The 20,458-nt window shown below is 40.4% G+C and carries 21 protein-coding genes and 1 pseudogene; 7 read left to right on the forward strand and 15 right to left on the reverse strand.

The genetic code is table 11. From position 1 onward, the window contains the following. Positions 1-88: 88 nt before the first annotated feature. The 3 genes from M472_RS0123275 to M472_RS44810 all read right to left on the reverse strand — a co-directional run bounded on the left by M472_RS0123275 (position 89) and on the right by M472_RS44810 (position 2,519). A complete protein-coding gene (locus tag M472_RS0123275) occupies positions 89-1,210 on the reverse strand; it encodes a FecR family protein (protein ID WP_144062798.1) in 1,122 nt (373 codons plus the stop codon). Between the two features lie 91 nt (positions 1,211-1,301). Further along, positions 1,302-1,847: an RNA polymerase sigma-70 factor gene (locus M472_RS42810; protein WP_158499947.1), complete on the reverse strand. Its 546-nt coding sequence runs from the start codon at positions 1,845-1,847 to the stop codon at positions 1,302-1,304. Between the two features lie 321 nt (positions 1,848-2,168). Further along, positions 2,169-2,519: a potassium channel family protein gene (locus M472_RS44810; RefSeq protein ID WP_021072126.1), complete on the reverse strand. Its 351-nt coding sequence runs from the start codon at positions 2,517-2,519 to the stop codon at positions 2,169-2,171. 503 nt (positions 2,520-3,022) lie between these two features. Between M472_RS44810 and M472_RS42820 the strand changes: the two genes are divergently transcribed. After that, the gene (locus M472_RS42820) at positions 3,023-3,787 is read left to right on the forward strand and encodes a leucine-rich repeat domain-containing protein (RefSeq protein ID WP_144062799.1); all 765 of its coding nucleotides are present in this window, start codon (positions 3,023-3,025) and stop codon (positions 3,785-3,787) included. A 66-nt stretch (positions 3,788-3,853) separates the two neighbouring features. On the opposite strand, the gene M472_RS42825 is transcribed toward M472_RS42820, so the two are convergent. After that, a complete protein-coding gene (locus M472_RS42825; protein ID WP_021072128.1) occupies positions 3,854-4,669 on the reverse strand; it encodes an ankyrin repeat domain-containing protein in 816 nt (271 codons plus the stop codon). A gap of 88 nt (positions 4,670-4,757) precedes the next feature. After that, positions 4,758-5,951: a winged helix-turn-helix domain-containing protein gene (locus M472_RS42830; protein WP_021072129.1), complete on the reverse strand. Its 1,194-nt coding sequence runs from the start codon at positions 5,949-5,951 to the stop codon at positions 4,758-4,760. 314 nt (positions 5,952-6,265) lie between these two features. Here M472_RS42830 and M472_RS42835 point away from each other — a divergent pair, with 314 nt between their 5' ends. The 3 genes from M472_RS42835 to M472_RS42845 all read left to right on the forward strand — a co-directional run bounded on the left by M472_RS42835 (position 6,266) and on the right by M472_RS42845 (position 7,873). Beyond that, positions 6,266-6,631 carry a hypothetical protein gene (locus M472_RS42835; protein WP_021072130.1) on the forward strand — a complete coding sequence of 122 codons (366 nt, stop codon included), beginning with the start codon at positions 6,266-6,268 and terminating at the stop codon, positions 6,629-6,631. Further along, positions 6,622-7,137, forward strand: coding sequence for a hypothetical protein (locus M472_RS42840; protein ID WP_021072131.1), 516 nt, complete (start codon positions 6,622-6,624; stop codon positions 7,135-7,137). The genes M472_RS42835 and M472_RS42840 overlap by 10 nt, the downstream gene beginning before the upstream one ends. A gap of 124 nt (positions 7,138-7,261) precedes the next feature. Next, positions 7,262-7,873 carry a hypothetical protein gene (locus tag M472_RS42845; RefSeq protein WP_021072132.1) on the forward strand — a complete coding sequence of 204 codons (612 nt, stop codon included), beginning with the start codon at positions 7,262-7,264 and terminating at the stop codon, positions 7,871-7,873. Between the two features lie 190 nt (positions 7,874-8,063). Here the strand turns inward: M472_RS42845 and M472_RS42850 are convergent. From M472_RS42850 to M472_RS42870, 5 genes and pseudogenes are all read right to left on the reverse strand, one after another. Beyond that, positions 8,064-9,293 (reverse strand): annotated as a pseudogene (locus M472_RS42850) (TCR/Tet family MFS transporter); the annotation flags it as partial. A gap of 91 nt (positions 9,294-9,384) precedes the next feature. Then, entirely contained in the window at positions 9,385-10,260 is an 876-nt protein-coding gene (locus M472_RS42855) for a helix-turn-helix domain-containing protein (protein ID WP_021072134.1), read from the reverse strand. Between the two features lie 152 nt (positions 10,261-10,412). Beyond that, on the reverse strand, positions 10,413-11,687 hold the full coding sequence (gene ltrA, locus M472_RS42860; RefSeq protein ID WP_021072135.1) for a group II intron reverse transcriptase/maturase: 1,275 nt from the start codon (positions 11,685-11,687) through the stop codon (positions 10,413-10,415). Positions 11,688-12,684: 997 nt separating this feature from the next. Continuing rightward, on the reverse strand, positions 12,685-13,191 hold the full coding sequence (locus M472_RS42865) for a YbhB/YbcL family Raf kinase inhibitor-like protein (RefSeq protein ID WP_021072136.1): 507 nt from the start codon (positions 13,189-13,191) through the stop codon (positions 12,685-12,687). A 91-nt stretch (positions 13,192-13,282) separates the two neighbouring features. Further along, complete coding sequence (locus M472_RS42870; protein ID WP_200859648.1) at positions 13,283-14,155, reverse strand: helix-turn-helix transcriptional regulator; 873 nt, start codon at positions 14,153-14,155, stop codon at positions 13,283-13,285. A 144-nt stretch (positions 14,156-14,299) separates the two neighbouring features. Here M472_RS42870 and M472_RS42875 point away from each other — a divergent pair, with 144 nt between their 5' ends. Next, a complete protein-coding gene (locus M472_RS42875; RefSeq protein WP_031302051.1) occupies positions 14,300-15,574 on the forward strand; it encodes a DEAD/DEAH box helicase in 1,275 nt (424 codons plus the stop codon). Between the two features lie 8 nt (positions 15,575-15,582). Here the strand turns inward: M472_RS42875 and M472_RS42880 are convergent, their stop codons facing one another. Both M472_RS42880 and M472_RS42885 read right to left on the reverse strand, forming a co-directional pair. Further along, on the reverse strand, positions 15,583-16,122 hold the full coding sequence (locus M472_RS42880) for a DUF1572 domain-containing protein (RefSeq protein WP_031302052.1): 540 nt from the start codon (positions 16,120-16,122) through the stop codon (positions 15,583-15,585). A gap of 217 nt (positions 16,123-16,339) precedes the next feature. Then, positions 16,340-16,927: a phosphatase PAP2 family protein gene (locus M472_RS42885; protein ID WP_031302053.1), complete on the reverse strand. Its 588-nt coding sequence runs from the start codon at positions 16,925-16,927 to the stop codon at positions 16,340-16,342. Between the two features lie 229 nt (positions 16,928-17,156). Between M472_RS42885 and M472_RS42890 the strand changes: the two genes are divergently transcribed. Next, the gene (locus M472_RS42890; protein WP_021072141.1) at positions 17,157-17,561 is read left to right on the forward strand and encodes a hypothetical protein; all 405 of its coding nucleotides are present in this window, start codon (positions 17,157-17,159) and stop codon (positions 17,559-17,561) included. Between the two features lie 70 nt (positions 17,562-17,631). On the opposite strand, the gene M472_RS42895 is transcribed toward M472_RS42890, so the two are convergent. Continuing rightward, positions 17,632-17,901, reverse strand: coding sequence for a hypothetical protein (locus tag M472_RS42895; RefSeq protein ID WP_021072142.1), 270 nt, complete (start codon positions 17,899-17,901; stop codon positions 17,632-17,634). A gap of 330 nt (positions 17,902-18,231) precedes the next feature. Here M472_RS42895 and M472_RS42900 point away from each other — a divergent pair, with 330 nt between their 5' ends. Next, on the forward strand, positions 18,232-18,738 hold the full coding sequence (locus M472_RS42900; RefSeq protein ID WP_021072143.1) for a GNAT family N-acetyltransferase: 507 nt from the start codon (positions 18,232-18,234) through the stop codon (positions 18,736-18,738). 93 nt (positions 18,739-18,831) lie between these two features. Here the strand turns inward: M472_RS42900 and M472_RS42905 are convergent, their stop codons facing one another. Both M472_RS42905 and M472_RS42910 read right to left on the reverse strand, forming a co-directional pair. Further along, positions 18,832-19,113 (reverse strand): hypothetical protein, encoded by a 282-nt coding sequence (locus tag M472_RS42905; protein ID WP_021072144.1) that lies wholly within the window; start codon positions 19,111-19,113, stop codon positions 18,832-18,834. Positions 19,114-19,341: 228 nt separating this feature from the next. Beyond that, on the reverse strand, positions 19,342-20,406 hold the full coding sequence (locus M472_RS42910; protein ID WP_021072145.1) for a 3-oxoacyl-ACP synthase III family protein: 1,065 nt from the start codon (positions 20,404-20,406) through the stop codon (positions 19,342-19,344). Positions 20,407-20,458 lie beyond the last annotated feature (52 nt).

Below are 20,458 nucleotides of genomic sequence, written 5' to 3' on the forward strand. Positions count from 1 at the left end.
GTTCCATAATTTATAAGTTAGATGTTTAAAATAGGTTTCTACACTCGAACAATCTTGAGTATGATTTTTCGAAAGATATCGTTAAGTATTATTCTGTGACTATTACCCTCCTTCCTTCAATTTTAAAACGAACTGTTTCTGTTAATTCGATGATGGTTAGAATTTGATCAAGGCTCTTTTTCCGTGAGACAAAAACGTCAAATAGCCTGCCATCGAGGTTTCCTCTATATTCTACCTCAACATCATACCATCTTGAGATTTCCTTCATTATAGTTTTAATATCCTGGTTCTTGAACACAAAATCATTGTTCTTCCATGCGATAATTTCTTCTAAGTCGGCTCTGGACGTTTCCATCTTATCTGAAACTGAATTCACAGCGACACGTTGACCTGGTAGTACAGTCTGTTTTTTGATTGATGACTGTAGCTCTATGCTTCCTTCAATCAATGTAGTTACATTTTCGTTTTCATAGGCATTTACATTAAAAGATGTCCCTAAGACTTTAATCTGAGTCTTGCCTGTATGAACTATAAAAGGCTTATTCTTATTTTTGGCGACTTCGAAATAGGCCTCGCCTTTAATAGCGACTTCACGCGTAGAAGCGACAAAGGTATTAGGAAAAGTCAGCGTAGACGCACTATTCATCCAGACTTTGGTTCCATCAGCCAACACAACCGTCAATCGTCCACCCATCGGGGTCGTGAATGTATTCTGTATTAAATGATCCTGCTCTCCATCTTCTGCTACGCTTGAAAAAAAATAAGATATCTCACCTTCCTCATTTCTACTTATAGATATACCTCCCTGTTCAAGACTTTCGCCAACTTCAAGACTCTCCAGGTTAATACATAAGCCATTGCTCAATGTTAGTGTACCTTTTTCAGAGCCGGGTAAGATGACCTCATTTGCTATTATATCAATAGGCACATTACGTGTTGACTTTTCATATAACAACCAGGATACCGAGATAATAACGAGAATAGCCGCGGCATACTTTACTGACGATGGCAGTCGGTTGAAGATATATTTTCTTCGCTTTAATCCATTCAAACGGTATCTTAAATTGCTTTCTAGTCTTTGTCTGACCAATTGCTTTTGTCCCATAGCGTCTTCATCCCATTCCGAGCTAACTGCATGCTGGCTAAAGTAGTTCTGGACAAACTTTTCATCCTCATCAGAAGCTTGTCCGTCAATAATTTTTTTTATCAAATAGGAAATTTTTTCTTTCTCTTCCACAGAATTGGTTATTTAATACAGTGAAGAGTAAAAAAAGCAATACTATCCCCTACGCCAATAAAAATTATTTTAAAAATTGAAACAAAACTGTAGCTAATGGTACATTTGCTAGGGATTTTCTTAGTATCCGAAGTGCTTTGGTTAATTGGTTTTCTACTGTTTTTGTAGAAATATTCATCAATTGGGAAATTTCTTTATGTGACAACTGCTTTTCACGACTTAAGATATAGACCTCCTTACACCGAATAGGTAGACTCTCTACGACCTTATTTATTTGTGCCCTTAAATCCTTATATATCAAATTATCAATAAGTGACTCACTTACTGCGATCTCTAATTGATCTATAGTCTCACCTTTCTCTATAAAAATGCGTCTCCATTCTTTATAAGAAGCATACCTGACAACAGAAAACAGATATGCCTTTAATGAATGTTGAATAGCTAATTCCAAACGTTTATCCCAAATGGTGATTAATGTCTCCTGTACAATATCTTCAGCAGATGAACGATTCTTTACAATATTAAATGAAGTAAGAAATAAACTCTCCCAATAAGTATCAAATATCCTCCACATGACTTCCTCTTCACTGTTTTGCAACTGAATTATCATCTCATGGTCTGTGTAAGTTTTTGAAGCCATTTATTAAGCTTTGGTCAATTGGTATGAATTCTATAAATACAGTAATAGCCTACAATATAGGGTATTTAGCATATGTTTCCAAACTAAGATAAATTCCTAACAAGCTCGATCTGCTAGAAATTTATCTTACGTATCAGCTTTAAATAGGTATTCGTTATTCCATTTTGCTTTTTCTTCTTTTGGCTTCCCAACTAGATTTACTTAATAAATCTCCTTTTATAATGTTCACTTTAATTATTTATCGAAACTAGGAGTGCCGCAAAAACGGATAAGTCTACCATCGAATAATTCTTAAATAGTATTATCGGATTCATTTTTTGTATGTATATCTATTTCCTCTTTTGAAGACACATTAAACAAACCTTTTAATCCAAAACTATGCGTATTCCAGCTTTGTTGGTATAGAATCTGCAAAAAGGCAAAAATCATAGCAGTCGACCAGCCAATCAGCATGATTCCGTTAACTGCTTCCAAACCGGCCATAATACGCCATTCTGAATTAATAGTAACATCGCCATAACAAATTGTCGTAAAGGTAATCATGGAAAAATAAATCGCCTGATCGAAACTACTAAGGTCAGATATATAGGGGTAAAAATAGTAAGCTACAGCCCAAAGTGTACATTGAGAAGCATGCAACAAAGTAAGATACGAAAAAAATAGACAGTGGAAAAGACTTGTACAATGACATTTATGGTGATAATTATTAAGCCTGTAAAAATTGCTATCAACATAAGTTACACGAAGTAAGAACCTCTGAGACTGTTCACGTCTCTAATAGGTTATCTATTATATATAGAAATATAATTAAATATCCTTTATTTTATCAGAGTGTTAGGAGATACGCAAAATTGAATAGTACAATGAGGCGATAAACATAAACTACTATTTTTAATGAATCCACCATATCCAGTAGCCTGTTCCATGTTAAGGATTTCACTAATGCTCTCCAAGATTCTATGACCTTTATATCAATTTACTATGTAAAAATAGATTTGGCACAGCTTTTGCTATTATTTTAGTATTCATAATTTAGGTTAATAATTGGTTAGTTAAAATACCTGAAGCTCCCCGCTTCAGGTATTTTTTATATTGATTATACCTGACGAATGTTTAATGCTTATATAAAGAGGGAACTTTATCGAATGAAAGATATTGAATTTGAGGAATACTGGAATAGCTTAAGCTTGCTTTGGCAGGCTAATATCAGTCACGGATTGGGAAATGATTATTCTTTGCGAGGTAAAATACCGTCATCGTTTGAAGAGTTTGACAAGGTCAAGCAACTCGATCTAAGTCAACATGCCAACTTAGAACCTTTGTCATACTTTGCTAATCTCGAGGCGCTGTCCCTATCAGCATGGACAGATATAGATTATACAAATCTAAGTAAGTGCATAAATTTAAAGGAACTGGAATTGGCCAATACAGACATAAGTGATCTGAATTGGATCAGCCCTTTGAAGAAGTTAAAGAAACTGCGGATAAGTAAAACCAGTATCAAAAGTATTGCCCCCTTGTCCACACTGCCAGAACTTCAAAAGATAGATATATCGGAAACTGAAATCGACGACTGGAAGCCATTAGAAAGTATCCCTAAGCTGTCTGAGTTGTATGCCATACATTGTAATACAGCTATAGACCTGGACACTGTATCAAAACTCAAAAATCTTAAACTACTCGATATACGTGGTAATGAAATCGAAAGTCTAGATTTTATCGCTGCATTGAAAAAAATAAAATGCATATGGGATGTAGACTGTAACGACAGCAATTATGAAATACTAAAAACCCTTCCAAAGCTTAATCAAATAGGTTGTCGCAAAGAAGTGTTTGAAGAAATTAAAGATTGGTTTGCCGACAGAAAGATGTATTATAATGTGGAAGGAAAAGAAATTACGTTGGCCTAATTTTTCGTTGACCGAGAAAAAGCTATTGTAAATTTTGGTGCAAAAAAACGTTTAGAGGTTAACTTATCAGCTGTATTGTTCAAGCAGGTCGGCTATTTCTTCCTGTTTATTTTTTGTTGCAAAAGTAAGGGCTTTATAACCGCCTTTTTCCTCGGCGCGAACATCCGCCCCAGCTGAAATCAATAATTTGACACTTTCAATATCCCCCTTAATGGTTGCTGACATTAAAGGTGTAATTCCCTTTTTACTTTTGACATTAACATCTGCCTTACCTTTGATCAGTGCACGTATACTTTCTGCTTTTCCGTTTTGTGCTGCCCATGTCAATGCCGTAAACCCGCCTTTGTCTTTGATATTCGGATCAACCCCTGCCTCTAACAGCGCATTGATCAAGTCTACCCTCCCATTATAGGCGGGTAAAAACAAGGCTGTTTGTTTATCTTTATCTTGTACCTTTAAATCTGCCCCTGCATCGATTACCATTTTCAGGATAGCAACATTCGGCTGTGCACAAGCATAGTGCAGAGCAGCCTTTCCGTAAATATCTTGGATATCGGTCTTCGCATTTGCTTTTAACAAGCTATTAACGACATCGATATATCCTCCTCTCAACGCTCCTTTTATAGCGGTAAATCCCTGTATATTGGAAAGATCGACATCCGCTCCAGACGCTATCAATAACGACACCAAATCCAAATAACCAAAATTCGAAGCTATCATCAGGGCTGTAGTGCCAGTATGGAATGGCTCATAATTTTTCGCTTCTCCTTCTTGCAATGTGGCATTCAGGCCATCTGCGATAAGTTTCTTAATCTCAGGAATTCCTTTGTCCGTCTCGGAATAGGCATCTATCTGTGCTAACAGTTGACTTGTATGACTCACTATAATGAAATAATATGCTTGTAGGGCTAAGATAGGCAAAATATCAACTTAATTGATCATACGGAGTATTTATGCTGAAGAGAACATGTCAAAATAGCCCCTCTAACAATTTTCTCAGTGCTGATGTTCTGTTGGAAGGGCTCACCTGTGATAGCTTCAAAGAAGTACATCCGTTAAAAAGGACAAATTGCTTGATGCGTTCCGCAAAAGGCTTTGCCCATAAATCAAGGTCAACCGACTGATTTTCCACATGCAGATGGATAATTTCAAATTGCTGCTGCTTTCGGTGCGCCTTGCAGTCTACACGACCTACAAATGTATTACCAAATAAGATTGGCAAACAAAAGTAACCATACTGTCGCTTCTCTTTTGGTGCATAGCATTCCATACGATAATCAAAATCAAAGAATTGCTTGAGTCGATCGCGGTGTATGATCGCATTATCGAATGGTGATAGAAGTCTGACCTCTGGAATATTTCGTTCTGCTTTTACCTCCATCAAATCACATCGTACGAATACAGGCGGATAACATTTGATATGGATTGATTCGACCATTCGTCCTTCGAGCATGACCGACAAAACTTCTTTTACATCTTTCCTTACCCCCTCTCCGGTCTTGAGATGCATAATCTGCTTGACCGTAGTCCATCCATAGGCATTCAGATAGGTCTTGACCAGATAGTTTGCGAACTCCATTGGACTAGGCACCGTTAGGTCTAGAGTCGCAGGTAAAACCCGCTCAGGCAAATCGTAAGTCTTCTGCATACCTTCACGTCCTGAAACCATCAAATCACCTTGTAAAAAAAGGCGTTCCAAAGCAATCTTTGTTGGCTTCCAATCCCACCAACTCCCTTTTTTCTTAGCTTGATTTTCAAAGTCACGGACCCTTTTTGGTCCTTCTGCGCGAATCGTATCTATGATGTATTGCATCACCGTAGAATCGGCCTTATAATAATGAGAATCATTATCCCTAACTTCCAGCATCTGTGCTTGAGCAAAACGATAGTCTCGCATCGGAAGATAAGAAGCAGCATGAAACCAGTACTCGAAAATCTGGCGTTCTTGCACCAACTCGTCTAAGTAATCTGTCTTGTAATCAGGAATCCGCGTCCAAAGCGTGTGATGATGAGCTCTTTCGACAACCGATAGGGTATCTATTTGTAGATAACCGAGCTGTTCTAGCGCCTGGCCTACAGCAGCTTTTCCCTCTCCAAATGGAGCATCATAACGTAATCCCTGTCTTTCTAATGTAATAGACTGTAACTCCTCTATCGTCAACATTTTGTGCGCTATAATTAAGCAAAATTATTCGTAAAAGATAAGCTTCTATGAGCGTATCTCAGCTATCTCTTTACTTTTTATTTGCTTACAAGGTAGGTGTATCTGTGACAGCCCTATGGCAGGAGGATATTGAGCCATGGTCCAATGCTGGCCTGTGCAGATGACCCGAAGCTCGAAAATGACACGAGTTGCTCTTCACCAAGAGACGAATTGTAAATACTGCTCTTCGAATCGAAGATAGGTCTTGCCCCGTAGCAGTAATTGGCATAAGTTTGGTTAACTATTTTAAAACACATAACAGCAAAACAGAATATATGAGTTACGATATCGCCTTATTTAGGATAGAGACCAAAGAAAAGGAGGAAATCTCTACCAATGACGATTTTTTTGAAAGTACTGACAACCTGCTCCCATTTACAGAACAGCAGTACCTCGACCTCAAGCAGCGACTCTTGAACTACGACTATCTACTGGCTGAAGAAACGAATACAGGACTACACTTCAACCATGAGGACGAAGATTTTGGGCAAGCCCTATTGACTGCACATGCTCTTTATTTCACCGCGGCATGGGGTGAAAATTCCATCTTTGAAGTAGGCATAGTCGCTTCCGAATTTACCGATACCGGAGAATACGCTAAGTACGATTTTCAGAATGGAGGATGGGAAACATGGGACTAAGGCTACGCTATCTAAAACAGGTGCTGGCTCTGTCCTTAGCGATGCTGGCATTGCCTTTTCATTCCTGTACACAGATGAACAAACAGGCAACGAACGAGACCGAAGAACTCCTACCAGCGAATCAAGGACAGTTAAATGACTCTCTGCAAGAACTCGAAGAACAGCTGTCCCCCGACCAACCGCTACCACTCCCAACCTATACCAAACTGAAGGCTGATATGTTAGCCCGATTTAAGCTGTTATTGTCCGAAGAAATGATCACTTCCTTGGAGTACAGACACTACACAGAAACCATAACAAAAGATATTAGATTCTGCGAAACCAACACTGATACGGCAAAGGTAAAGTTACAACTGTTGGATGGTCTCCAAAAAATGGAAAATGCAGAACTCGACACCGAAGACAGAGAAGCTATTGTAGATTGTTACTTCATACTTTCAGAAAAGCATGGAATCGATATAAAACGACAGCTCCATAAATGGCTCTATGGCTCCATAATACCCTAACCATGTGCATACTGCAAGATATTTCGATATGCTATATCTTAAAGAAAAAATGTATATTAGTTGTGTATAAAAAAGTAGAATGAAGGGTTGATAATGTGGCAATTAATCAAAAAGAAGCGTATATATGAAAATACTTATTATCTTTTTAATCACACTGGCTGTGGCACCATCATTTGCACAAATGACAGTAAGTCAAAAATATGATTCATCGACTACGGAGCGAAGAGACACTGCATTTCGTGTTATAAATATGAATAACACCAAGAAACCAGTCCCAGTAGCGTTTTTTCTCAATGGAAAATTTATCGGCTCTCATTATTTCATCAAACCGGATCTTATAGAGAATATCAACATCGTAAAGCGAGACACGCTGATCGGAGCAAAAAACTATATGGCCCAAATCTACGTCAAGGTAAAAAGTGATTACACGCCCAGGCTTATCTCTCTAGCCGATATAAAAGCTAAATATACCGATTTTAAACAAACGCCCGTTGTATTTATGCTTGATGCGGATGTTATAAATTCCGAACCCGACAGCTATTTCGTAGACGAAAACATGCTTCTATCTGTAGTCGTCGACAACCTGGATACTATTGAAATAGGTGTAATAAAATTGATCACAAGGACTGAAGAAAACATAAAAAAACGTAATAACATTATCCTTCGTGGGAAAGAACTCGCGGATAATAAAGAGACAGCTGCGCTGAGCAATGACAGAACATCTAAAATACTATAAATTTGGCCTTTGAGTTGATTTAACAGATACCATCGTCCATCTTAATCCTCTGGTGAATAGGCCAGCTATCTCTTACAAAGCATAATTATCGGAATAACGAAGCTCTATAAAACACAATAAGCTTTTTCGAGAAAATACTTGGCTCTAAAGAAAACAAAGTGGCGCGAGCAGAAAACTCGCGCCAGTCCGATCACAAGGTCCTATTCTTGGCTTGAAATGCAACATATACAATAACTCCGCTAATCGCTGTCAATACGAAACCGAGAAAAAATGGGGCTCCAGCAAATTCAAAAGAGGCATCATCAAGCGTAAAGCAGTAAAATAGATTGGTCATCACGGGAGGACCTATCATCGAAGCAGCACTCATCAAACTTGTAAGTGCTCCCTGAAGCTCTCCCTGTTCGTTTGCAGGCACACTTTTAGAAATAACAGATTGAAGAGCAGATCCACAGATGCCCCCTAGACTATAGGGTATGAGAAATACGAACATCATCCAGCCCTGTGTAGCAAATGAGAACAGAAGCAACCCAAATGCATAAAATGATAATCCATAATAAATACTTGCTCGTTCGCCCAGCTTGGGAATCGTCCAGCGGATCAAGACCCCTTGGACCAAACCCAACAATAATCCCAACAGGCCTAACGAAAGACCTACGATGCGCTCTGTCCAATTAAACTGGTACATCGTAAAAAAATGCCAGTTGCTCTGGACGGCATGTAATGCGATATACGTAAGGAATAATGCGATAACCAGTCCCGATATTTGGGGATGTCGGCGTAAGAACTTAAATGAACCTATGGGATTGGCCCGCTTCCACTCAAATGGACGTCGACTCGCAGCATTCAGACTCTCGGGCAGGACAAAGTAGCCATACAGGAAGTTTAGGAAGCATAAAGCAGCAGCCATATAGAAGGGAACTCTCGCTCCATATTGTCCCAATAAGCCACCTATCACTGGTCCTATTATAAACCCCAGTCCCATTGCTGCGCCTATCATTCCAAAATTCTTAGCCCTATTTTCGTCTGTGGATATATCCGCAATATAGGCAGTAGCAGTAGACATACTGGCTCCGGTCACTCCTGCAATAATCCGTCCTAGAAACAGCCAACCTATAGAAGGTGCAAGTGCAAGGAAAATGTAATCTATGGCAAAGCCAAAGAGGGAGAGCAGAATGATGGGACGCCTGCCATATCGGTCGCTGAGATTACCTATAATGGGAGAGCATACAAACTGTGTGAATGCATATGCAAAAGCTAACCATCCGCCGTAGGTGGCGGCATCACTGATATCACTATGGATCAATTCTTTGATAAGCTTAGGTACAACGGGCAGTATGATACCCCATCCTATAATATCAAGCAACAGCGTGATAAATATGAAGCTAATGGCGGCTTCTTTTTGTGATTTTTTCATGCTGTAAAAGTAAACAGCATCTGGAAGGCTTTTTTGTCAATTCTTGGGTGACTTCATACCATTTGTAAGATGAAGGCAGTATTTTTGGTTTGATCTGCTACATTCCGTTTCTATAAGCTTTGGGAGATAATCCGGCAATCCGTTTAAAAAATCTAGAGAAGAGACTGGTGTCTCCAAAATTCAGTTCGGCGCTTATCTGCTTTATAGACAGATCAGAGGATTTGAGTAATGTTTTGGCGTGAATGATCATGATGTGATCGATCCACTGCAAGACTGATCTTCCTGTATTTTCTTTTAAAAAGGAAGTTAAGTACTGCGGAGTGAGATTTAATTTTTCGGCATAGAACTTTACACTACGTTCTTGGTGTGCATACTTTGAGATCAGCGTATAAAAATCATCGATGATCTCGTGCGTACGATTTTTGACGGTATTGTTCTTGGGTATGGAGCCTATATATTTTTCGGAAATCATACACATCAGCACCGCTACCAGATGTTGCAGCATTTCCATTTTTTTATGGCTATGGCGCTTGTTATAGAATCCCTGGAGCAATCCTACCAGCTCAGTCTGTAACTTGACTTCTTCTGGATCAAGCCTTACAACAGGTTGCCATCGAATCTGATTGTTCATGACAAAGTCGCGCAGTATGGGAAGATTGGTCAGAAAATCCAAGGAAAGTCCAATACTTACTACCTCCGCATCGTCACTCAACTCCTCTGTCTCAATCATGAGCTGAGGCTGCAATACGGCTATATCTCCTGCACTGATGGTGTACTCTAGAAAATGTATACGAGCTTTCATTGTACCCTTTACCATAAATGCCAGCAGTAGACCGTCAAATAGCCGACTGTGGGTATGGTAACTCTGTTCGGAGTCATTGGACTGATGTAAAATAACCAGTCCTTCCGTTTTACTGGATCGGTCAATACCATAAAGCTTGTGGATATTTTCCAACGTGATCAATAATGCCATATTCAAATTTCGAAAAAAACAGGCATTTATTGCAAGAAAGTAAAGAATATACCAGGTCAGGTATTACAAGCGAATCGAGTAGGAAAGTAGGGATTATTTCCCTACTTGTCCTCTCACACCACCGTACGTACCGATCGGTATACGGCGGTTTGTTAGAATAACTTCGTTTGATGTGTTGTTTTCCAGTAATAATAGTCCGCAAATCCTTCATAACCTAGTCTAGTGAAGTAGCTGTTCGTTAGGGTTGTTTCAAGTATGACACTAGTCCCTGTTCGAGTGTAGGATTTACGAGTATTCGCATGCTGGTAGGCGAGCCAGTGTTTCGTTCCTAGTTTCACTAAGTTTCTAATTCGATTATCAATTGTTTTCCATTGTTTCCACAGGAGAACACGTAAACGTCTTCGTACTAGCCTGTCCAGTGCCATCATCACGGTCTTACCCCTTGCAACACGGAAATAGTTCACCCAGCCACGGCTGATCTGTCGAAGATTACCCAGACGTTCACGCATAGGAGTCGCCGAGTTTCGTCGAGTATTTTGGCGTACCTTCTCTCGGATACGCCCGATACTCTTGGGCGAAATCCGAATCTGCCAGCGTCCCTGAGCTTTGAAGAAGCTAAAACCTAACAGACTACTCTGAGTGGGGCTACTTACTTTACTTTTCTCACGGTTTACTTTCAGCTTGAGCTTGTCTTCGATGTAACCAGTGATATTCATCATAATACGATGTGCAGATTTACTGCTCTTCGTGTAGATGCTACAATCATCAGCATAGCGTACAAAAAGGTGGCCCCGTGAGCTGAGTTCCATATCCAGTTCATCCAAAATGATGTTAGACAGAAGAGGACTTAGGGGGCTTCCCTGAGGAGTACCTTGGTGTCGTTTCTGCTCAAGACCGTTTTCCATAATACCACAGCGAAGGTATCTTCCGATCAGCTGTAACGTCCTGCGATCCTTGATCTTCTTGCTCAGAAGATGCATAAGTTTATCGTGGTTAACCTGATCGAAGAATTGCTCCAGATCAAGCTCTACGATCCAGATATAGCCCGAATTGAGGTATTCCTGTCCTTTAATGACTGCCTGATGAGCGTTCCGATTGGGACGAAAACCGTAGCTGTTGCCATGAAAATATCCCTCGTACTTTAACCCAAGCCATTGGGAAATGCTCTGCTGGATAACACGGTCAATAACCGTAGGGATACCAAGCATACGCTTACCCCCGCTTGCTTTAGGAATCTCTACTTTCCGAACAGCTTGCGGACGGTAAGTACCGGAGAGAATATCCGATCGCAGGATTTCCCAGTGCGTGTTTAGGTAGTCACGAAGTTCATCGATCTGCATACCGTCAACTCCGCTGGAACCTCCGTTGGAGATAACACGATTGACTGCGTGTTCAACGTTACGGATGTGTAATATCTCTTCCAGCATATTATTACTAAAAAAAAAAAAAAACTCAGGCATTGTGTCCATTGGCTGCACGACTCGGCTAAGCTCCTCTTACACTTTACTATCAGTTTCCGGCCTACCCTCATGTAAGCAGTTCTCTTATGTGGTTCTGCTCTTGACGCTCCGTCATAAACTTATTGGTTCCTTTGCCATTCTAACATTCAGCCCTTCCCTTGTTCGTAATAGAGAAACAGGGTACTATGGCATCTGCTGACTTCTGACTAGACCATCATCGCATTGCTGCGGGATGTTTCTTCGTAGGCATTCGCGCATACCCTTGACAGAATTTAGTCAGATCTCCCCAGGTAAGAACGATAACTTTCATCTCATATATCCGCTACATTTACCATAGTGCTTCCGTACAGTATAGGACTTCGGTTTGTTCAGCAACCTCATCCAGCACTTGCGGCCTTATATGTAGTTTCTGTTCGTCGGACCGAGATTTTGCCGCCGACTTCCTTCAGATTCCACCTCGCGGTGGACACCCTTGTCTTAAGCTAACACTTCCAACTGTAATGGCGTGTTCGGGACTTACACCCTAGAGTTATCGCCCATGCTGGGCGCACTAAAAAAGCCGCTCCAAATTTGAAGCGGCTTTCGATATCTTATTTAGCGCAGGTGCCGATATAATCCAATATTACTTGTTTCACATGCTATGAAGAAACATCCTTCGGGTATGCTATAGGGAGGTAATTTAGAATTTTAAAATAGGATGAAGTGCGAGTTCTATACCTAGAATTGCAATAAATACAAAAAAACAAACCCGGCAATAAAAAAACGTTATTAAGATTAATAGAATATGTAAGGTAGAGTCATCGCCCATGCTCGAATATTTAGTTTATTATCACAATCCAGCTTATGTCTCTAAAGTAAACAAAAAGCACCAAATACAAAAAGCATTTATTAGCTATCCTGGATAATTCGGTGACAGAAGCTGGATTGAACAATAATAGCGTGACGATATACTATACCTACGATTTTATCGCTGATAATAAACGACTATGCTTGCCTTGGCGAGTGTTTGATTCCAAAGGTTGAATCCTACAATAGCTGGATTTATATTTTCGTCAAGTCCTATTTTTTCTGTTTTCAGGGCATGGACGGTTATTATATATTGATGAAATCCGTGTCCTACTGGTGGACAGGGCCCTCCAAATCCCTTGATACCATAATCGGTCAGGCTTTGGATAGCTCCCTTTGGCGCTAAATCGAGTGTTGTATTTCCGGCGTTCGTTACCAGTTCGTTGACACTGGCCGGAATATCGAACACGACCCAATGCCAAAACCCGCTTCCCGTGGGCGCATCAGGATCGTACATGGTGACAGCAAAGCTCTTGGTTCCTTCGGGGGCATTTTCCCAAGCCAACTGAGGTGATATATTGTCTCCTGAGCCACCAAACCCGTTGAATTCCTGCGTCTTTGTTGCCTGCCCACCCACGTCTGTGCTCGTGAGGGTGAATGTGTGTTGTCCGTTTGCTTGTTTCATTTTATTACGATTTTAAATTTTAAGCAAATCTAGCTAGTGTATCGTCAACAAAACCTTGAAAACCGTTCAAAAACTATCGCAAAAAGTTCAATTATTTATGGTGTTGCTTGGGTGTAACTCCATACTTAGCTTTATAGGCGTGGATAAAGCTAGATAGATTTTCATATCCGACTTCTACATATATCTCCGACGAAATCTTTTGTTGGTGCTGAAGCAAATAATGTGCATGTTCTAGTCTTTTATTTTGAAACCATTTAATGGGCGATTCGGCGTAGTGCTTCTCAAATTCTCTTTTGAAAGTAGAAGTGCTCATATTACACAGAAAGGCCAGCTCTTTTAGTGTCAATCGGCTCAATTGATTGCTTTCTACGGTACGTATAAATCGCTGTGTCACATCGTCATTTTTTTCTACTAATGCATATAGAAAATCAGGCCCGTATAACTCGACCAGATACCACATAATCTCTCTAAACTTGATTTCAAGCAACCTGTGCTGGGTATCTTCTGAAAGCATAGCGATATCCAGTAAGCTCTGTACAAAGCGTAGGATAAATTCGTCATATTTGAAAGAAAAAACGGACGGATTGTCGCTCTGCAGAGGTTTGCTAAAACCACCATCTCTGATAAATCTCGCTAGTGATTCATTGTTGAAAAACAACAGTAAACTTCTGTAATTATTTACCTCCGAAAGTCTCTCGGTCATCAGACAATGTCCATTCCGCATGATAATGAACTTGGAATGATCTATCGATAGTGCTGAATTATTAAACAGAACTTCTTTCTTCCCCTCGATCAAAAAACTAATCGTATTTTGATTCAGCACGATCTGTTGTCTGGACATCTCTCTGGAACTGTGGTAATCGAAAATCTGAACGGGATGACCGTTTTCTATATTCAGGGCGTCAGGTAGCGTAATCGTCTTCATCAGTACCGACAAGATAAGATGATATCTTAAAAAAACCATAAAAACATTCCTAAAATCTGAAAGAATCATGCTGATCTAAAGAGTGACGAAAATGATAGTTTTTTATATAGGTACAGAAACAGCAATCGTAGCAAATATATTTTAGTTAACTTTGCTGTTTCATATTCATTTAACAATTCAACAGTGTCCTTAGATAAATTAAAGCTCAGTAAACGTCTTCATAGATCCATGAATGATCTAGGGTATTTTACAGCAAAAGAATTTCAACTACAAGCGCTATCCCGTATCATCGGTGGACATAGTATTATTGGTATCGCACCTGAAGGTGCGGGCAAAACGACCACGTATGTACTGGGGGTATTGATGCGCTTGAAATATACACGTGACGAAGCTCCTAAGGTATTGGTATTGGCACCGAACGAGGAGCGTGTCAACGAGATCGTAGATCGGTTTAAAACCGTAAGCGCAAATAAAGATCTTTATATCATGGGCCTCAAAGCAAGTGGTAGTACGGAAGATGAAATCATAGATTTGGTACGCGGGGTAGATATCGTGGTGGCCACACCTAACCGCGCACGAGCTATATACCTCAAATTAGGCCTTAATTTAAACCGTATTCAGACATTTATCATTGATGATGCTGAGGAAATCGTAAAACAGGGTATGTCGACTCCCGTAAGAGAGTTGGCACAGAGTTGTGGCAAGGTGCAATACTTGGCTTTCAGCACAGTGGAACATGATAAGCTGCATCACATGATCGATGATTTCATGTCACTAGCTACTGTCGTGGAGGTCGATGAACTGAGCGGGAAGACTGCAGAGACACACGAGCTCATGCTGTACCATGTTCCCAATTTCACGACGAAGGTCAACTTACTCAATCTCCTGATGCGCGATGAAGAGGTTTTTGATAAAGTAGTTGTATTTGTCAATAGCCGCCTGACAGCGCAAAAACTAAGTCAGAGCTTGCACGCTAAAAAAGGAGAAGTCACGGTATTGAATCCTTTTTTCCATGACGATGCTGGTATTGACAATATCGATGATTTCAAGCAGATACCGGAATGTCGGATCCTGATCGTTGCCAATGAAGGTACCACGTCTATTGATCTGAGTGGAATTCCATTTATATTCCATTTTGAGATCCCTGAAAGTGGAGATGTCTTTATGGAGCATGTCGCGAAGACCAATGAGGAAGATGTGATCGCTATCACATTTGCTACTGATCTGGAACTTCCAGAGGTCAAAAAACTGGAACAATCTCTAGGGGAGAAAATACCTGTTGTGCCGCTTCCGGATGATCTTACCATCTATAGACCATCGAACGCACCAAAGAGTAAACCCGCGATAGATGAGTCCCAGGGAGGAGCTTTTCATCAGAAAAAAGAAAGTAACAGCAAGACATACAATTATGGTGGTGGCGCAAAAGCCAAAATGACCATGAAGAACAAAAAAAGGTAGGCTTTTGCCTACCTTTTTTTGTTCCTTCCGACGCGGAACTTGTCCGCGTTATAGGATTCAGATTGTCCTTTGGGGATCGATAAGGACTGCCATCTCAAATCACAAAGCATTTTTCCGATGTATACAATCTGGCCCACGTGATAGGGATAGTGCGCCAATTGTCGATTGATAGCTTCCAGGACGCTGTGTTCTTGATTCCTGATATAAACGGTCTTGGATAAATCATCCGCAGTCAGTGAATGGAGTACCTCAAAAAGACATTGCCACCCTTCATTCCACTTTTCCAACAGCTCTTTCTTCGTCGTAATGGCACTGTCAAATTCGGAGTCTCTGTTTCTCCATTCTTTTTCGCCATCTGATGTTAAAAAATCGGTCCATCTGCTGTTCATATTTCCCGAGAGGTGCTTTACTATGGTTGCAATACTATTGCTCTCCCCATTAGTTTGATAAAACAACTGTTCGTCACTTAATTGGTCAAATGTTTTTTCGGCCAACAGTTTATAATACTCAAACTGTTTAATGGCACTCGAAAGATAGTTCATTTCCATATCCTGGTTACTTGAATTAAAACCGTATAGTGTATTTCGAATATATGTATTTTCGTTAAAAATAACCAGCATTTCTTAGATAGGCTGATCTGTCATGGTGCTTGATTTCAAAAGGTAGTATGGTAGAGCTCCAGGAGAATTCAGGTAATAAAATGTCCCAAAGCCGATCAAGCGGCGGTATCGTTATATACGATTTCTTCTGTTTTAATAGTTGCTTCTATTTACGGATCAAATGGATTCCTGTGGCGAGTCCGCTTCCGAGCAGCGCTCCTGCCGCTATATCGGAAGGATAGTGCACACCGAGGTACATTCTCGAATAGGCTACACTGGAGGACCACACCAGCGAAGGTGCAATAACGTACCACTTGGGATAGGATTGTGAAAGGGAGACTGCCGTAGAAAAAGCAGACGATGTATGGCCTGATGGGAAGGAATATCCGCTAGCTTGGGTCACTGCTACAAAATTGTTATACTTCCGAAAGGGTCGCGCCCGTTTAAAAATTTGCTTGAGTCCATAATTGACCACCGCAGTAATCGCTGTACTGGTGCCTATATATACGGCATTCTGACGCATGGTCTTATCGTCACTGATAGCCCCGGCAGCGAACAGGCCGATGGGAACTCCGATATTTACATAGTTGTTGGCATCGGAAATAGTTCGAAATACCTGGTGCTGTATCTCGGTACGTGTACGAGCAATATGCCTCAAGGTCTTAATATCAAAATTTTCCTGCGGTAAAACCTCCTGCCCAACTGCTTGTGAAAAACAGGACAGTCCACAAAAAAACAGCAAAAAATTCCTCATCCAAAGCATAAGCGACTATATTAGAATTGAAATATAAACATTTATTGGCAAACATACTAAAAAAGGAAATCATCCCCGCGGCAGCGGCCTCACTGTGTCTAGGACTACCGCATGTGGGTTCACCAGCAGACGCAAGCCAACAATAGTGAAATAATGATGGGATATTGATACATTATTTTGCACAAAAGACAATTACTTCCTGTAGCTTTGCAGCTCAAACTTCTTTGCTATGCCCTATCAGAATGTATTTGTTGAATTTTGTGAACAGATAAAGTCAAGTATCGATCAAGGAACTTTTGCCAAATTAACTTTTGCCAAAACAATGGGCGATACGGAGCTTAAAAATATTTATGTGCAACTCCGCCATCTAGAGAATGGTGCTTATGACTTTGCGTTAAACCTGAGGTATAAGACGGAAGAAATTGAACAGTTCTATCCGGCTGAGGAGGTCTTCACGGCCTTAGGTACCTACATAAGAAATCCCTTTACGAGTGTAGTCTTATTTACCACGGAAATGGACCTTACATTCAAAGTGAATAAAAAAGGTGCCGGCAGCCTGATTGAACAGGATCCTACATTTAAACATGCTTCGCCTGCTATGCTGGAAATAGGCAAACGTAATCCAGCACACTGATCTACTAACAAATGCTGTTGTAGCCCCGTACTGTCTTTAGAAGATGCTAAGCCAAGATGAGTAAGATCGCTTACTCGTCTTCTTCCAGGTACACACTGTGAACGACAAATTTGATTTTTTTGTTTGGCAGAAGCATATCATCCACATCTTCGGAATCTATGGGATAAAGGGTGTCATGCCCTCCGCCATCTAAAAGTTCAGAATCGGGTATAAGCTCATAAAAAGTGGTACCATCAATGTTGGACAATTCTTCCACCTTAATATAAGACACATCTTGGCTAGTCCACATAGACAGTATCTCTCTCGTGAATAATTGGTAGGGACTTTCTTTTTCTGACATGGCGCAAGTTACTAAAAAGACAGCTTATTATTTTAAATAGCTCACTTATGAAGTATATTAAATATACATCGGAATGCTAAGGTCATTAAAACTAAAACGAGCAGTGATAAGAGCTAGAGCCAACACTCTTTTTTATTATAGTAATTTTCTTTTGTAAACTTTGATATTGCTAAATTTGCACGAAAATGAACACGTTCCCCGCCATTGTCTTCGTAATGGTCACCAGCATAGAAACACGAACAATGGAAAGGGACAACATAGACTGGAGGAAGTAAGGTGTACGGGAGAATAGATAATCCCAATGACATCGAACAGTTAAAAACAACAAACATGAAAAAAAGTAAGATTGTATATAGTAAATACACATCTTCTGACTTTGGAAGTTTCGAAACCTTGGTCTATAACGACGATGTAATGCGTTATATTTCGGGCAGCGCACTTACGACGCCTCAAGCGAGGGATAAATTTGATTCCATTTTAGCGATTAACGATCAGGAAGAACTTCTTGGCTATTTCAAAGTCTATAACAGCGATAAGGAGTTTTTGGGAGACTGTAAGTTGGAACGCTGTAAGTATGATTCGAGGAAGTTGGAAATTGGCTACATCTTAAAAAAAAGCTATTGGGGTCAGGGTTATGGTACTCAGATCTGTGCGGCGATGCTCGCACTTGCGAAGAAGGTATCACCTGAAAAAGATATCCTAGGAATCATCGATCCTGATAATATAGCATCAAAGAAACTTCTTGAGAAATTCGGTTTTGAAAGTTATTTCATTGGTGTAGAAGATAATCTGCCGACAGAAAAACTTATCCTAAAAGCGCACAGTTCCGATCGTTAAAGTATCCGCAATATCAACGACCTAAGGCACTGTCAATAAAACCCAATCATACATAACGACATGTTTAGATACTACTACGGTTGGGCACATCTGTCAACCTATAACCTCGTCGTGTATAAATACTTCTCCTATCAGCTCCTCATCGGTATTGTTGGCCAAAGCATCATCAATCAATAAAAAGTGCTTGCCAACAAGTGGTCCTGATATTTTAGAGATCTCTTCGCTATCCAATTCAAAAAAACGGGTGACATCAACGTAGTCGGGTATCCAAGTGGGATTGGTATCGGAAAGATAAGACGTAGAACGAAGAATATTATATCCCCTCCCCTTTAAATCTATCAATGTGCTAAAACTTAACTTTACAAATCCTATCATATCCGTTTCTCTTTATATCCTGCGGCAGCCCCAAAAGATTTTTGCTTGCAGCACATACCTTATGGATCGATTACCAATCGTTATTTTTTGTAAGAGAACAACGGAACTGGAAAAATGTTCAATACCAAACTTAGCCAAACCTGTCTATGGTTCAGACCTAAGATCATAAATGACAACGGTCTTCTTAAAAAAGAAGACCGCTGCTATATCTGTACCAATCTGTGGTATTTACCAGCGATAGGTGATCGCATTGATGTTCATCCCCGCTCCCACGGAAGCAAACATAATCAAGTCTCCCTTATTGACTTTAAAATCTCCAATCTCTTTGTTCATCACTTGATGCAAGAGCGTAGGTATAGTCGCAACGGAACTATTCCCCATATGCGAGATATTCATGGGCATTACATTTTCTGGGAGCTCCGCTATATCGTATAGTTCAAAAAATCTTTTGACAATAGCCTCGTCCATTTTGTCATTGGCTTGATGTAAGAATATCATCTTGAGATCATGGATGTCCTCACCACTCCGGTCAAAGCATTCTTTCATCGCCTGCGGTACATACTTAAGGGCATACTCATAGACCTTACGCCCTTTCATCTTTATAAATCGGGGTTCTTCCACTGCCCCACTATTCTCGCCAGCCGAAATGATGTAGTCTAGCTCGATTCCTGTATCCGACCTTACGGCCGTATTGATAATCCCAGAGCTGGAACTGTTGTCAGCCTGTACTATACATGCTCCCGCACCGTCCGAAAATATCATGCTGTCACGATCTGAAGAATCCAATACCCTAGAAAGCGTATCTGTACCGATCACCAAACATGTACGCACATCGCCACAACGTATAGCCATATCGGCTTGAATCAGCCCCTGTACCCATCCTGGACAACCAAAGATGATATCATAGGGGATGCAGGAAGTACTTTGGATCTCCAGTTTATTTTTAATACGTGATGCTACCGAGGGAACCATGTCACGAGGTGCACCTGGATGATCCATTTCTCCATAATTGTGTGCAACAATGATCAAGTCTATGGATTCGCGGTCTATCCCAGACCTCTTAATTGCTTCTTCGGCTGCAAATGCTCCCATATCAGATGCTGAAATCCCTTGACGCGCATAACGCCGCTGTTCGATTCCGGTAATGGCCTTAAACTTGCGTATGATGGTCTCTGTAGATTGTTCTATCTTACTGCCATCATCCGTAAAAAAATCACTATTCAAAAAACAATGATTAGCAATTACCTCTGTCGGAATATAGGCTCCTGTACCTATTATTTTTGATCGAATCATTTCTAATTTCTACAAACATTTCAACTTTTGAAGATAATTCTCCTAAAAGCCC

The sequence above is a fragment of the Sphingobacterium paucimobilis HER1398 genome, from assembly GCF_000416985.1.
GTDB classification, from domain to species: Bacteria; Bacteroidota; Bacteroidia; order Sphingobacteriales; family Sphingobacteriaceae; genus Sphingobacterium; species Sphingobacterium paucimobilis.